The 13485-nt window shown below is 65.4% G+C and carries 13 protein-coding genes and 1 pseudogene; 5 read left to right on the forward strand and 9 right to left on the reverse strand.

What is annotated here, in order from left to right; all coding sequences use genetic code 11:
- The 3 genes from EN738_RS18480 to EN738_RS18490 form a co-directional block, all read left to right on the forward strand.
- Nucleotides 1-490, forward strand: a 490-nt coding sequence (locus EN738_RS18480) for a homocysteine S-methyltransferase family protein (RefSeq protein WP_189605887.1), incomplete at its 5' end; no start/stop codon positions are given.
- Nucleotides 490-1671, forward strand: coding sequence for a pyridoxal phosphate-dependent aminotransferase (locus EN738_RS18485; RefSeq protein WP_127284947.1), 1182 nt, complete (start codon nucleotides 490-492; stop codon nucleotides 1669-1671). The genes EN738_RS18480 and EN738_RS18485, both read left to right, overlap by 1 nt.
- The gene (locus EN738_RS18490) at nucleotides 1668-4115 is read left to right on the forward strand and encodes an FAD-dependent oxidoreductase (RefSeq protein WP_127284948.1); all 2448 of its coding nucleotides are present in this window, start codon (nucleotides 1668-1670) and stop codon (nucleotides 4113-4115) included. Before EN738_RS18485 ends, EN738_RS18490 begins: the two co-directional genes overlap by 4 nt.
- Before the next feature lie 140 nt (nucleotides 4116-4255).
- Here EN738_RS18490 and EN738_RS18495 read toward each other — a convergent pair whose 3' ends face one another.
- The 7 genes from EN738_RS18495 to EN738_RS18525 form a co-directional block, all read right to left on the reverse strand.
- Nucleotides 4256-4843 carry an NAD(P)H-dependent oxidoreductase gene (locus tag EN738_RS18495; protein ID WP_127284949.1) on the reverse strand — a complete coding sequence of 196 codons (588 nt, stop codon included), beginning with the start codon at nucleotides 4841-4843 and terminating at the stop codon, nucleotides 4256-4258.
- On the reverse strand, nucleotides 4843-5424 hold the full coding sequence (locus EN738_RS18500) for an NAD(P)H-dependent oxidoreductase (protein WP_127284950.1): 582 nt from the start codon (nucleotides 5422-5424) through the stop codon (nucleotides 4843-4845). The genes EN738_RS18495 and EN738_RS18500 overlap by 1 nt, the downstream gene beginning before the upstream one ends.
- A gap of 162 nt (nucleotides 5425-5586) precedes the next feature.
- On the reverse strand, nucleotides 5587-6984 hold the full coding sequence (locus tag EN738_RS18505) for an FAD-binding oxidoreductase (protein ID WP_127284951.1): 1398 nt from the start codon (nucleotides 6982-6984) through the stop codon (nucleotides 5587-5589).
- A 2-nt stretch (nucleotides 6985-6986) separates the two neighbouring features.
- Nucleotides 6987-8285: a cytosine deaminase gene (locus tag EN738_RS18510; RefSeq protein WP_127284952.1), complete on the reverse strand. Its 1299-nt coding sequence runs from the start codon at nucleotides 8283-8285 to the stop codon at nucleotides 6987-6989.
- Nucleotides 8286-8321: 36 nt separating this feature from the next.
- Nucleotides 8322-9173 (reverse strand): ABC transporter permease, encoded by an 852-nt coding sequence (locus tag EN738_RS18515; protein WP_127284953.1) that lies wholly within the window; start codon nucleotides 9171-9173, stop codon nucleotides 8322-8324.
- Nucleotides 9160-9984, reverse strand: coding sequence for an ABC transporter ATP-binding protein (locus EN738_RS18520; protein WP_127284954.1), 825 nt, complete (start codon nucleotides 9982-9984; stop codon nucleotides 9160-9162). The genes EN738_RS18515 and EN738_RS18520 overlap by 14 nt, the downstream gene beginning before the upstream one ends.
- 2 nt (nucleotides 9985-9986) lie before the next feature.
- Nucleotides 9987-10991, reverse strand: a complete 1005-nt coding sequence (locus tag EN738_RS18525; RefSeq protein WP_127284955.1) for an ABC transporter substrate-binding protein — start codon at nucleotides 10989-10991, stop codon at nucleotides 9987-9989.
- A 356-nt stretch (nucleotides 10992-11347) separates the two neighbouring features.
- Between EN738_RS18525 and EN738_RS18530 the strand changes: the two genes are divergently transcribed.
- Entirely contained in the window at nucleotides 11348-11731 is a 384-nt protein-coding gene (locus EN738_RS18530) for a RidA family protein (RefSeq protein WP_127284956.1), read from the forward strand.
- 56 nt (nucleotides 11732-11787) lie between these two features.
- A complete protein-coding gene (locus tag EN738_RS18535) occupies nucleotides 11788-12591 on the forward strand; it encodes a creatininase family protein (RefSeq protein ID WP_127284957.1) in 804 nt (267 codons plus the stop codon).
- Nucleotides 12592-12602: 11 nt separating this feature from the next.
- On the opposite strand, the gene EN738_RS18540 is transcribed toward EN738_RS18535, so the two are convergent.
- On the reverse strand, nucleotides 12603-13112 hold the full coding sequence (locus EN738_RS18540; RefSeq protein ID WP_127284958.1) for a tyrosine phosphatase family protein: 510 nt from the start codon (nucleotides 13110-13112) through the stop codon (nucleotides 12603-12605).
- Nucleotides 13109-13485: pseudogene (locus tag EN738_RS18545) on the reverse strand (threonine-phosphate decarboxylase); the annotation flags it as partial. The pseudogene EN738_RS18545 and the gene EN738_RS18540, both read right to left, overlap by 4 nt.

Here is a 13485-nt window from a genome sequence, read left to right on the forward strand (position 1 = left end):
CTTCCTGTGCGAGCCGATGGCCTCCGCCGACGAGGCGCGCGCCGCCGTCACGGCAGCGGCGGAAAGCGGCAAGCCGGTCTGGGTGTCGTGGACGCTCGCCGACCACGGCACGCCGCGCCTGCGCAGCGGCGAGACGATCGCCGCGGCGTCGAGAGCGCTCGGCGACCTCCCGGTCGTTGCCAGGCTGGTCAATTGCTGTCGGCCGGAAGCCGTCAGCGCGGCATTGCCCGATCTGATCGCCCTCGGCGGACCGGTCGGCGCCTACGCCAACGGCTTCACCTCGATCGAGGCGCTGAAGCATGGCGGCACGGTCGACGTGCTGCATGCCCGCCACGACCTCGACCCGCGGGCCTATGCCGACCAGGCCATCGGCTGGGTCGAGGCCGGCGCCCTCATCGTCGGCGGTTGTCGCGAGGTCGGCCCCACCCCCATCGCCGCTCTGCGCGACCGGCTCGACGAGGCCGGCCACCGGATTTCGGGAGTTCAATGATGCCCAGACCCTCATCGCGCATCGCCGGCATCGTGCCTTCGGGCAAGGACGGCTGGGAGGTGCATTTCGCCGCCTGGACCCGCAAGCAGGCCGGCGAGGACATCATCATGCTGTCGGTCGGCGACCATGATTTCGACACGCCCTCGCAGACGATCGAAGCCTGCGTCAGCGCCGTTCGCGCCAGCAACCACCACTACACGCCGCTGCCCGGCCTGCCGCGACTGCGCAAGGCGATGGCGGCGGCTTCGACCGCTTGCACCGGCGTCCTGACGGAACCCGACCAGGTCATTGCCACGCAGGGCGGACAGGCGGCTCTCTACGCCGCCGTGCAGGCCGTGCTCGATCCCGGTGACCATGCCATCGTCGTCGCGCCCTACTACGCCACCTACCCCAACACGTTCAGTGCGGCGGGCGCCGAATTCACCGTGGTCGAAACCCCGGCCGAGAACGGCTTCCAGCCGCGGGCCGACATGATCCGCGAGGCGCTCAAACCCAACACCCGCGCCATCCTCATCAACACACCGAACAACCCGACCGGCGCCGTGTATTCGCGCGAGCGGCTGGAGGAACTGGCGCAAGTTTGCCGCGAGCATGACCTCTGGCTGCTCTCCGACGAGGTCTACTGGACGCTCGGCGGCGGCGAGCACATCTCGCCGCGCTCGCTGCCCGGCATGGCCGAGCGCACGCTGGTCATCAATTCGATGTCGAAGAGCCACGGCATGACCGGCTGGCGCATGGGCTGGCTGACCGGCCCAAGCGAGATGATCACGCTGCTCATCAACCTCAATTTGGTGACAACCTACGGCCTGCCGGCCTTCATCTCGATCGCCTGCGCCGAGGCGCTTGAAAACCACTACGGCGTCAAGGAGATCGCCGAGCGTTACGCGGGGCGGCGCACGCTGTTCCTCGAAGCGATCCGCGGCATGAACGATGTCACCGTGCGCGGCTCCGAAGGCGGCATGTATGTGATGCTCGATATCTCGGCCGTCGAACGCGACGACGAGAAATTCGCCTGGGCGCTGCTCGACAAGGAAAAGGTCGGCGTCATGCCGGGCTCGAGTTTCGGCGAGGCCGCCGCCGGACATATCCGCATCAGCCTCTGCCAGCCGGAGCCCATCCTCAAGGAAGCAGCGCTTCGCCTGCGCCGCTTCGCTTCCGCTTACCGCCGCGAGGCCGCATGACCAAGAGCATTCCCAGCAAGGCCCGCGCCGTCATCATCGGCGGCGGCGTCTCCGGCTGCTCGGTCGCCTATCATCTGGCCAAGCTCGGCTGGACCGACATCGTGCTGCTCGAACGCAAGCAGCTCACCTGCGGCACGACCTGGCATGCCGCCGGCCTGATCGGCCAGTTGCGCGCCTCGCAGAACATGACCCGGCTGGCGAAATATTCGGCCGACCTCTACGTCAAGCTCGAAGCCGAGACCGATGTCGGCACCGGCATGCGCCAGGTCGGCTCGATCACCGTGGCGCTGACCGAAGAGCGCAAGCACGAGATCTACCGGCAGGCCTCGCTGGCCCGCGCCTTCGATGTCGATGTCCGCGAGATTTCGCCCAGCGAAGTCAAGCAGATGTATCCGCATCTCAACGTGTCCGATGTCGTCGGCGCGGTGCACCTGCCGCTCGACGGCCAGTGCGACCCCGCCAACATCGCCATGGCGTTGGCCAAGGGCGCGCGCCAGCGCGGCGCGACAGTCATCGAGAACGTCAAGGTGACCAAGGTCCACACCAAGGGAGGCCGCGTCTCCGGCGTGTCGTGGGCACAGGGCGACGAACAGGGCACGATCGAGACCGACATCGTCGTCAACTGCGCCGGGATGTGGGCGCGCGAACTCGGCCGCCAGAACGGCGTCACCATCCCGCTGCACGCCTGCGAGCACTTCTATCTCGTGACTGAGCCGATCCCGGGGCTGACCCGCTTGCCCGTGCTGCGCGTGCCGGACGAGTGCGCCTACTACAAGGAAGATGCCGGCAAGATGATGCTCGGCGCCTTCGAGCCGGTGGCCAAACCCTGGGGCATGGACGGCATTCGCGAGGATTTCTGCTTCGACCAGCTGCCCGAGGACATGGATCATTTCGAGCCGATCCTCGAAATGGGCGTCAACCGCATGCCGATGCTGGGCACCGCCGGCATCCACACCTTCTTCAACGGCCCCGAGAGTTTTACACCCGACGACCGCTACTATCTCGGCGAGGCGCCGGAACTCTCCGGCTACTGGATGGCAACCGGCTACAATTCGATCGGCATCGTCTCCTCCGGCGGCGCCGGCATGGCTTTGGCGCAGTGGATCAACGATGGCGAGGCGCCCTTCGACCTCTGGGAGGTCGACATCCGCCGCGCCCAGCCCTTCCAGAAGAACCGCCGCTATCTCAAGGAGCGCGTCTCCGAAACCCTCGGCCTGCTCTACGCCGACCATTTCCCCTACCGCCAGATGGCGACGTCGCGCGGCATCCGCCGCTCGCCGTTGCATGAGCATCTGAAGGCGCGCGGCGCCGTCTTTGGCGAGGTCGCCGGCTGGGAGCGTGCCAACTGGTTCGCCCGCGACGGCCAGGAGCGCGCGTACCGCTATTCCTGGAAGCGGCAGAACTGGTTCGACAACCAGCGCGAAGAGCATCTGGCGGTCAGGAACGGCGTCGGCCTGTTCGACATGACCTCGTTCGGCAAGATCCGCGTCGAGGGCCGCGACGCCTGTGCCTTCCTGCAAAGGCTCTGCGCCAACGACATGGACGTCGCGCCGGGCAAGATCGTCTACACGCAGATGCTCAACGCCAAGGGCGGCATCGAGAGCGACCTCACCGTGTCGCGCCTGTCGGAGACAGCCTATTTCCTCGTCGTGCCCGGCGCTACGCTGCAGCGCGACCTCGCCTGGCTAAGGCGGCATGTCGCCGACGAATTCGTCGTTATCACCGACGTCACCGCCGCCGAAGCGGTCATCTGCATGATGGGTCCCGAGTCGCGAAAACTGATCCAGAAGGTGAGCCCCAACGACTTCTCCAATGAGGCCAATCCGTTCGGAACCTTCCAGGAGATCGAGATCGGCATGGGGCTGGCCCGCGCCCACCGCGTCACCTATGTCGGCGAGCTCGGCTGGGAGCTTTATGTCTCGACCGAGCAGGCGGCCCACATCTTCGAGGCGCTCACTGACGCCGGCGCGGAGGGCGCCCTCAAGCTTTGCGGCCTGCACACGCTGGATTCCTGCCGCATCGAGAAGGCCTTCCGCCATTTCGGCCACGACATCACCGACGAGGACAATGTGCTGGAAGCTGGCCTCGGTTTCGCCGTCAAGACGGCCAAGGGCGACTTCATCGGCCGTGATGCCGTGCTGCGGAAGAGGGAAGCCGGGCTGGACCGCCGGCTGCTGCAGTTCCGCCTCAAGGACCCGCAACCCCTGCTCTTCCACAACGAGGCGATCCTGCGCGACGGCAAGATCGTCGGCCCGATCACCTCCGGCAATTACGGCCACCATCTCGGCGGCGCGATCGGGCTGGGCTACGTGCCTTGCAAGGGCGAGAGCGAGGCGGATGTTCTTGGCTCGTCCTACGAGGTGGAGATCGCCGGCGAGCGCTTCGCGGCGGAGGCATCGCTGAAGCCGATGTATGACCCCAAGGCGGAGCGGGTGAAGATGTGATCTCTTCCTTCTCCCCGTTTACGGGGAGAAGGTGCCCGAAGGGCGGATGAGGGGCAGCGCCAAGTTTCTGCCAGTGAAGCGCCGCCCCTCATCCGCCTGCCGGCATCTTCTCCCCGTAAACGGGGCGAAGAAGGCCAATCTCAAAACCGCTCCAGCTTCACCCTTACCTTCGCCAGGAACGCCGCCCTGCTGCGGGGAGTCGAGGCGTCCATCAGATAATGCGCCAGGAAGAAGGTCCGGCAGCGCGTGGCGCACAGCGCCCGCATGCCGCGCAGGATGGTCTTGCGGCCGGGCTGGCCGACGACGACGCTCCACCAGGTCGGCGCGCCGCAGGTGGTGATGACGCCGACCTTGGTCACATGCCGCATCAGCGACGTGATCCGCCCCTTGCCGGCCGGCAGCTTGAACGCGACATCGGTCGCCCAGACCCGGTCGAGCCAGCCCTTCAGCATCGCCGGCAGGCCGTACCACCAGGTCGGATAGACGAACAGGATCGCCTCGGCCCAAATGAGATGCTCGAAATGCGGTTTCAGCGCCGGATCCTGCGGCGCGCGCTCGTTGTAGAAACGCCGCTCCTCGCAGCTCATCACCGGATTGAAATTCTCGGCATAGAGGTCGAGCAGCCGGACCTCCCAACCGCGTCGCGTCAGCACCTCGACGGCACCGTCCCGGATCGATGCGCAAAAGCTCTCGGGCACCGGATGGCAATAGACCACCAGCACGCGCATCAGAATTGATCCATGCTCGCGGCCACCTTCGAAGTGAAGGCCGCCCGCGACGCGTCGGTGGAGAGGTTCATCGAGTAGTGCGCGAGATAGGAGACGGAGGCGCCCGGCTTGATGGTGGCGCGCAGCATGCGCTTGACCACCTTGCGCGGCGGGTCACCCATCAGCAGGGCCCGGAACCGGCTGCCGCCATAGGTGGTGACAGCGGCGAGCTTGCTTATGTTGTGCAGCGTCGGCTGCACCTTGCCGTCGACCAGCCTGAACGACACGCCAGGCAGGAAGACGCGGTCGAAGAAACCCTTCAGGATCGCCGGATAGCCGTAGTTCCACACCGGGAACGACAGCACCAGCGCTTCGGCTTTCCGCAGCCTTTCGACATAGCCGGCCACGGCGTCATCCGGTCCGCGCTGGTCGTGGTAGCCGAGCCGTTCGGCCCGCGTCAGCCGGGGATCGAAATCCTCGGCATAAAGGTCGCAGTCGTCGATCGTGTGACCTGCCGCGCTCAGCCGCTCGACGATCGTCCGGTGCAGGCCGGCATTGAAGCTGGTTTCCACCGGATGAGCGTAGAGGACGAGGACGTTCACGGGAGGAGTTTCCCTAGCTCAGCGCCAGGCACCCTTTTCCGCCACGCCTGTCCTTGCAACGTTGGAGATTGGCGAAAGCGGCGGAGCGAATGATCTCCCCCCTTGAGGGGGAGAGGGCCGGCAGGCCAGAGGGGGGTGCAGCGCCAAACGCCCGTCATCGTCTCACCCCACCTTTTGCAGCCCCTTGAACAGGAACGACTTGCCGGAGCGGTAGTCATAGTCCGGGTTCTCCCAGGCGATCATCTTGCCGGGGTTGAGCAGGCCTTGCGGGTCGGTCTCGCGCTTGAAGGCGAGTTGGACATCGTCGGTCCGCTTCATGCCGCCCTCTTCCAGCGTGTAGCGGTGCGGGTTGAAGATCCAGCAGCCATTATCCTCGTGGATGCGGATGATCTCGTCCAGCCGCTCTTGCGTGGTGTAGCGCACCAACGGCAGGCCGGCGGCGCCGATCGCGCCGTCGAAACGGATGAATTCCAGATGCGCCGGCACCTCGTCGCCGAAGCGGTCGACCATCGCCTTGACGTGGGCGAGATGATCCGGCGACGGATAGCGTGCTTGCAGATAGGTGATCGTCGGATCGACGCGGATCGCCCGCAGCGTCGTGTGGTTCCAGGTCAATTCGTAGGCCGGCGGCAGCCCCTTGAGATCGGCCTCCTGGTCGGCCCGGAAGACGATCTCGCCCTTGCCGCTCTTCACGAAGGCGACAAAGGCTTCGATCGCATGCGGCGCGATCATGCACACCACGATGCTCTGCTCGCGTCGGAAGAATTTTTGGTGCCGCTTGAAATAGTCGTAGGGGATCGGTGCGGCGATCGGCGTGATCAGCTTCGCCAATATGCCGTCCTGGATGGCGAGGTCGTTGCCGAAGCCGGCCGCGTCCATGAAATCGTCGAAGCCGACGATGACATCGATCCAGTCATAGGACGCCGTCAGCGGCATCTCGACCTCGGTGATGATGCCGTTGGTGCCGTAGGCGTGCATGACCTTGAGCACCTCCTCGCCGGTCAGTTCCATGACGCGCGGTTCCGCCTCCATCGTCACGGTCCGGAGCCGGATGACATTGCCGAGGTCGCGCAAGCCGCCCCAGCGGATCGAGCCGACGCCGCCCGAACCGCCAGCGACGAAGCCGCCGATCGACGCCGTGTTGTAGGTCGAGGGCGACATGCGCAGCTCCTGCGCCGAATGCGCGCGCGTCGCCTTGTCGATCTCGGCCAGCACCGCGCCCGGTCCGGTGACCACCCGCCCCGGTGCGATCGCCTTGACCTGGTTCATTTCGGCGAGGTTCAGCACCACGCCGCCGGACAGCGGCATCGCCTGCCCGTAGTTGCCGGTGCCGCTGCCGCGCGGCGTCACCGGGACGCCGCGCCGATGGCATGCCGCGAGCACGCGGATCACCTCGTCCTCGCTCTTCGGCGTGACGATCAGGTCGCCGGTGACATGGTCGAGCTGTGCTTTGAGCACCGGGCTGTACCAGTAGAAGTCGCGGCTCTTCTGCTGGACGATCGCCGGATGGTCGTCGATCTTGAGCCCTTCGAGGTCACGCTTCAGCGCTGCGATATCCATCGTCACACCATCAATTCGTCGAGTTCGGCATAGTCGGGCAGTTTCCGTTCGATCGCCCTGCCCTCGCGCACGACGATGCGATCCGATTCTGGCCGCGACAGCATTTCGGTCCAGCTCCGCCCCTTGAAGACGATGAAGTCCGCGCTGCCGCCGGCGCTGAGTGTACCAAAGCCCTCCAGCCGCATCACCTTGGCCGGCGTCGCCGCGACCGCTTGCGGCCAGTCGCCGACCGGGTGGTCGAAATGCAGGATGCGCGTCGCCATGCGGTAGACTTCGAGCATGTCGAGATCACCATAGGCGTAGAACGGATCGCGTGTGTTGTCCGACGCGACGGCGACCGCAATGCCCCTCGCCTTCATCTCATGCAGCAGCGTCACGCCCCGCCAGCGCGGCGTGGTGTTGTTGCTGCGCCGGTCCTGCAGATAGAGGTTGCACATCGGCAGCGACACCACGGCGAGCCCTGCCTTCGCCACCTTGTCCAGCGTGTCCAGCACTTCAAGGTCGGGCTGGCGCGAGAGCGAGCAGCAATGGCCGACCAGGATGTTGCCGTCAAAACCATTCCACAGCGAGGCCTCGGCAATCTTCTTCAGCGATATCGCCGCGACATCGTCGGTCTCGTCGGCGTGGAAATCGAGGTCGAGCCCGTGCTTGATCGCCTGGGCGAAGACCTGGTCGAGAAGTTCTTCCAGGTCCGGCACCATATAGGTGACGACACCGAGCACGCCCTTGGCGGCGGCGACACGTTTCGCCAACCGCTCGAACCAGGCCTTGTCGCGCACGCTCTCGATGCCCAGCAGGCAGGCCGCCTGCAGCTCGATCCGACCGCGCCACTTTTCGCGCATCGTCTCGAACACCGGCCAGGAGATTTCCTCCTGCGGCGCGACACTGTCGAGATGCGTGCGCAAGGCCCTGGTGCCGTGCGCGTAGGCGGAGCGCAGCGAGAAATCCATGCGCCGCGCCACATCCTCCGCGCTCCAGCGCGCGGCGCGGTCGGCGCCCGTGGCATTGAGCGCGCCCATGAAAGTGCCGTCGGGATTTGGCTTGCGCGGCCATATATGGCCCTTGTCGATATGGGTGTGGCAGTCGACGAAGCACGGCAGCACGATGCGGCCGGCAAGATCGATGGCATCGGCCGGCGTTTTCGAGCGACCGCGCGCGACGATGCTGGCGATCTTGCCGTCGGCCACGGCGATGTCGGCGAGCGCGAAGCCGTCGCTGTCGAAAGCCGCGGCAAAGCCAGGCGTCAGCGACTGGTGAACGCGGACATTCGCGAGATGGTAAGAACCAGAGGCCGGTATCAAGCCGCAACTCCTCGGATTACGCGGACAGACACCATCTTACCGCTCCTGCTTCAGCGCGCTCTCGTGCCAGCGGCGCAGGATCAGATGCGACACCAGCGACAGCACCAGGAAAATCAGGATGCCGGTGAGCGAGATCAGGATCAGCGCCGCGAACAGGCGCGGCGCGTTGAGCCGATAGCCGGCCTCGATGATACGCGAGGCGAGCCCCGACGACTGCCCCTGCGCGCCGGCGACAAACTCCGCCACCACCGCGCCGATCAGCGACAGGCCGCCGGCGATCTTCAGCCCGCCAAGAAAATAGGGCATCGCCGCCGGCAGGCGCAGATAGCGCAATTGCTGCCAGCGGGTCGCGCCGTTGAGCTTGAACAAATCGCGCAGGTTGCGGTCGACGGAGTTCAGCCCAAGCGTGGTGTTGGAGAGGATCGGGAAGAAGGCGACGATCCAGGCGCAGAGCAGCAGCTTGGTCGTCTGGTTGTTGATGTAGATGTTGATCAGCGGGAAGATGGCGACGATCGGCGTCACCTGCAGCACGATGGCGAAGGGGAAGAACGACATCTCCACCCATTTCGACTGCGCGAACAGCACCGCCAGCCCGACGCCGCCGATGACCGCAAGGAGCAGGCTGAGGAAGGTGATCCTGAGCGTCACCAGCAGCGAGGAAAACAACAGACCGGCATCGTCATGCAGCGTCTGCAGCACCACGCCCGGGCGCGGCAGGATGTATTGCGGGATCTCGTTCCAGACGCAGATGCGGTCCCACAGCCAGATCGCCAGCACCATGATCGCCAGCGGCAGCACCCATCTGCCGATCCGTTCCAGCCGCTCCTGGCGGACGCGGCGCGCCTCTTCGGGATCAAGCTTCAGGACTGTGTCTTCAATGGCCGTCATGGTGCGGTCCGGCGGTTGAATTGATGGCGTTGACCAGCACGTCGGACGCCTGGCGGCAGAGCGCGGCATAATCGGGCGAGGTTCGGAACGCCTCATCGCGCGGATAGGGCGCGTCGACGGCAAGCTCTCCGTGAACGCGGCCCGGCCGCGCCGCCATCACGACCACGCGACTGGACAAGAACACGCTCTCGAAAACGCTGTGGGTGACGAAGACGACGGTGAAGCGCTCGTCCTGCCACAGTTCCAGAAGGTCGTTGTTGAGCTTGAAGCGTGTGATCTCGTCGAGCGCCGCGAAGGGCTCGTCCATCAACAGGATGCGCGGTTTGGTCACCATGGCCCGCGCGATCGAGACGCGCATCTTCATGCCGCCGGAGAGCTCGCGCGGCACGGCATTTTCGAAGCCGTTGAGATGCACGCGCGCCAGCATCGCCATCACCGCGGGCTCGGCTTTTGCGCGCGACACGCCCTTCAGCCTGAGCGGCAGCCAGACATTGTCGAAGACATTCGCCCAGGGCAGCAGCGTCGGCTCCTGGAAGACGAAGCCGATGTTCGAGCGGTCGATGCCGCCGCGCCAGTCGAGCAGCCCGGAGGTCGGCGTCGACAGGCCGGCGATCAGCCTGAGCGCCGTCGACTTGCCGCAGCCCGACGGTCCGAGAAGGCTGAGGAAATCGCCTTCGCGGATTGTCAGGTCGACGTCGCTCAGCGCCGTCACGCCGTTGGAAAAGACCTTGCCGACATTGCGCAGCGCCAACAGCATCGGGCCTTCACCCGATGCCGTTGCCGGCGCCTGCGCCACTTTCTCCAGCTTCACGGTTACTTCTTCAGGTCCAGCCCGACGCCCTTGTTGATGAAGGCCAGCGTATAGGCCTTCTTGATGTCGATGCCCGGCTGCGCCACCTTGGCCTTGACCATCTTGTCGTAGAAGCTCTGGATACGCGCTTCCGTCATGCCGCCGATGCCGAGCTTTTCGGTATCGCCGGAATCGACCACGCCGAACTTCTTCAGCTGCTCGATCGAGAAGGCGATCTGCTCGTCCGTCATATCCGGATTGTCCTTCTTGATCAGGTCGTTGGCGGCCTTGTTGTCGCCGTAGAGGTAGTTGTACCAGCCCTTGGCCGAGCCATCGACGAAGCACTGCACCACCTCCGGCCGCTTGTCGATCGTGTCCTGCATAACCTCGACGGTGGTCGCGTAGGTATCCCAGCCATAGTCGGCGAGCAGGAACTGGTTCGGAACGAAGCCGCCCGCCTTCTGCACCGCGAACGGTTCCGAGGTGACGTAGCCCTGCTGGATCGACTTCTTGTTGGCGATGAACGGCGCCGGGTTGAACGTGTAGGGCACGCGCTTGGCGGCATCGAAGCCGAGCTCGGTCACCATCCACTGGAAGAAGGTCTGCGCACCCTCGTCGCCGAGGATGTACTGGTCGGCGTTCTTCAGGTCTTCCCACTTGTCCAGCCCCTGCCCGGGCTGGGACATGATGACCTGCGGGTCCTTCTGGAAGTCGGCGGCGACAACGCGCATCGGAATGCCCTGCTGCACGGCGTCGAAGGCCGACAGAAGGTTGCCGCCCATATAGAAATCGATCTTGCCGGCCAGCAGCATCGGCCGGCCGCTGACCTGCGGGCCGCCCTGCATGATGGTGACGTCGAGGCCGCACGCGGCATAGGTGCCGTCGGCGACCGCCTGGTAGTAGCCGCCATGCTCCGGCTCGGCCAGCCAGTTGGTGCCGAAGGTGACTTTCTCGTTGGCGGCCGCGCCCAGCGTGCCCGCCGCAAGCAGGACGACAGCGCCCGCCAGGATCTTCCGTTTTCCGACCATGAACATCACCCTCAATTTGCTCCGACGCGCTGCGCGCCGGGCTCGACACCATTGGTTCAAGAAGCAAGACACATGCCACCGCCTGGGCCGCCTGCTCGCGCGACAGTCGCTGCTAGCAGCGGACGGGTCATGCTGTACGAGAGGCATCGTGCGTATTTTTTGGACGCCTGTCCATAATCGCAAGGACGATGGGCACAGCCATCTTGAAGGCGTCTTTGATCGTGCCCTACCTAAAGCCCGTCGCGCCTCAACGGCACTAATGCGACGCGCTTAGGTTGTTGCTTCATGCATGTCGTTATCCCAAAACCGCTGCACATTTTTGGGCGACATGCATTAGGCTGAGACAGGAGATTGCCATGTTCCGATTCCTCGCGCCGAAGTCGATCAAGCCGCCCTTTGCCCGCTACAGCCACGGCGTCGAAGTGCCTCCCGGCAAGCGCCTGGTGCTGTGTTCGGGCCAGGTCGCCATGACCGCGGACGACCAGATTCCCGAAGATGCCGGGGCGCAGGCCGAACTCTGCTTCGCAAACGTAGCAGCGATTCTCGGCGAGGCCGGACTTGGCCTTGCCGACGTCGTGCGCATCAACACCTATGTCACCGACCGCGCCTTCCTCAGGCCCTATATGGAGGTGCGCGACCGGCTGTTCGCCAGCCCGGCGCCGGCCTCGACATTGATGATCGTCTCCGGTTTCGCCCGGCCGGAATTCAAGGTCGAGGTCGAGGTGATCGCCGCCGGATGATCGACAGGCGATGCCAGCCGCGCTAGGTCTGGCGCGATGATTTGAAGAGGCACGACATGACCGTTGCGAACAGACGCGTGTGGTGGGGCGACTACCGGACGACCGAATACGCCTCCATCGACCCGGAGGCGACGATCGCCGTGCTGCCGGTGGCGGCGATCGAGCAGCACGGACCGCATCTGCCGGTGTCGACCGACACCTCGATCATGAACGGCATGCTGGACACCGTCATCGCCCGCCTGCCCGCCGATCTCGACATCCGTATCCTGCCCGTCCAGGCGGTGGGCAAATCCAACGAACATCTGCATGCGCCGGGCACCCTCACCCTGCCGGCAACGACCCTGGTCGATGCCTGGACCGAACTCGGCCTCTCCATCGCCAGGGCCGGGGTGAGAAAGCTGATCGTCGTCAACTCGCATGGCGGCAATGAGGAGATCATGGGCATCATCACGCGCGAGCTGCGCGTGCGGGTCAAAATACTGGCGGTGAAGACGAGCTGGCAGCGTTTCGGCCGTCCGGCCGGCATGTACACCGAGCTCGAGGACCGCCACGGCATCCATGGCGGCGACGTCGAGACCTCGCTGATGCTGCATTTCCGGCCCGACCTCGTCGACATGGGCAAGGCCGACAATTTCGTTTCCAATGTCGGCCCCGCCGAGAAGGAATTCGCCCTGCTGCGCCAGACCGGCACGCACGCCTTCGCCTGGATCGCCAGCGACCTCAACCCGAACGGCGTGGTCGGCGACGCCTCGATCGCAACGGCCGAGAAAGGCCGGCTGACCGCCGAGCATCAGGCCGACGGCTTCATCAGCCTGGTCAGGGATGTGCGCAAGGCAAAGCTCGCCGACTGGCTGTCGTAATCCGAAGGGGTTCAGGCTTCGATCTTCAACTCGAAAGGTATGCCCTCGAAAGCGTCGGCGCCGCGCCCGATCGCGTCGATCGCGGCGATCATGCGGCCATCACGGCCAAGCAAGGCATCGGCAACGGCGATCAGCCGCGGATTGGGGGTCGCCGAGGGCGAGAGCGCGCGCAGCGTCTGCGCCAGCTCGACCTCGTCGCGCTTCGGCGCCAGCGCCGCGGCAATGATATAGGCCGAGGCGGTCGAGCGGCTGATGCCGGCATAGCAATGCACGACCAGCGGCTTTGCCCGATCCCAGCGATAACCGAAATCGAGCAGCGCGCGGACATGCTCCTCGCCCGGCATGGTCATGCCTTCCTGGGCCACGGCGATATCGTGCATGACCAGATGCAAGTGGTTTTCCGCCACGATCGAGGCCGGGCGCATCACTTCGGTGCCAGCGGCAAGCAACGACAGCAGGCGCTGCGCGCCGGTTCTCGCCACAGTCTCCTCGACCTTCGACAGCGAACAGACATGGATCATGGGTTGGTTTCCTTCGTCCGATCCTCGCGCAATGAGGCCCAGTCGGCAAGCGCCGCTTCGAGCCGCTGCCATTCGGCCTCATCGCCCGGCAGTCCGGCGCGCAGGACCTGTGGCCGCAGGGCGAAATGCCGGAGCAGGATGCCGCGCTCACCCAGCGCCGAAAACAGGCCGGCGGCTTCGGGCAGGCGCAGATAGCGGAACAACGTGGTGCCGCCGGCCACGGTAGCGCCGAACCGGGCGAACAGCTTGTCGAGCCGCGCCGCGTCCTGCGCCAGCCGCCCACGCATGGCGGCCTGCCAATCGAGGTCGCCAAGCGCGCGGATGCCGTATTCAAGCGCCGGGCCTGCCACCGCCCAGGGTCCCAGTTGCGTCT

The organism is Mesorhizobium sp. M4B.F.Ca.ET.017.02.2.1 (assembly GCF_003998955.1).
GTDB classification, from domain to species: Bacteria; Pseudomonadota; Alphaproteobacteria; order Rhizobiales; family Rhizobiaceae; genus Mesorhizobium; species Mesorhizobium abyssinicae.

What these genes read in the sequence shown, in the direction of transcription:
- EN738_RS18490 (WP_127284948.1), top strand. Translation starts at nt 1,668, where the DNA reads ATGACCAAGAGCATTCCCAGCAAGGCCCGCGCCGTCATCATCGGCGGC.
- EN738_RS18530 (WP_127284956.1), top strand. Translation starts at nt 11,348, where the DNA reads ATGTTCCGATTCCTCGCGCCGAAGTCGATCAAGCCGCCCTTTGCCCGC.
- EN738_RS18515 (WP_127284953.1), bottom strand. Translation starts at nt 9,173, where the DNA reads ATGACGGCCATTGAAGACACAGTCCTGAAGCTTGATCCCGAAGAGGCG.
- EN738_RS18525 (WP_127284955.1), bottom strand. Translation starts at nt 10,991, where the DNA reads ATGGTCGGAAAACGGAAGATCCTGGCGGGCGCTGTCGTCCTGCTTGCG.
- EN738_RS18540 (WP_127284958.1), bottom strand. Translation starts at nt 13,112, where the DNA reads ATGATCCATGTCTGTTCGCTGTCGAAGGTCGAGGAGACTGTGGCGAGA.
- EN738_RS18485 (WP_127284947.1), top strand. Translation starts at nt 490, where the DNA reads ATGCCCAGACCCTCATCGCGCATCGCCGGCATCGTGCCTTCGGGCAAG.
- EN738_RS18495 (WP_127284949.1), bottom strand. Translation starts at nt 4,843, where the DNA reads ATGCGCGTGCTGGTGGTCTATTGCCATCCGGTGCCCGAGAGCTTTTGC.
- EN738_RS18505 (WP_127284951.1), bottom strand. Translation starts at nt 6,984, where the DNA reads ATGGATATCGCAGCGCTGAAGCGTGACCTCGAAGGGCTCAAGATCGAC.
- EN738_RS18535 (WP_127284957.1), top strand. Translation starts at nt 11,788, where the DNA reads ATGACCGTTGCGAACAGACGCGTGTGGTGGGGCGACTACCGGACGACC.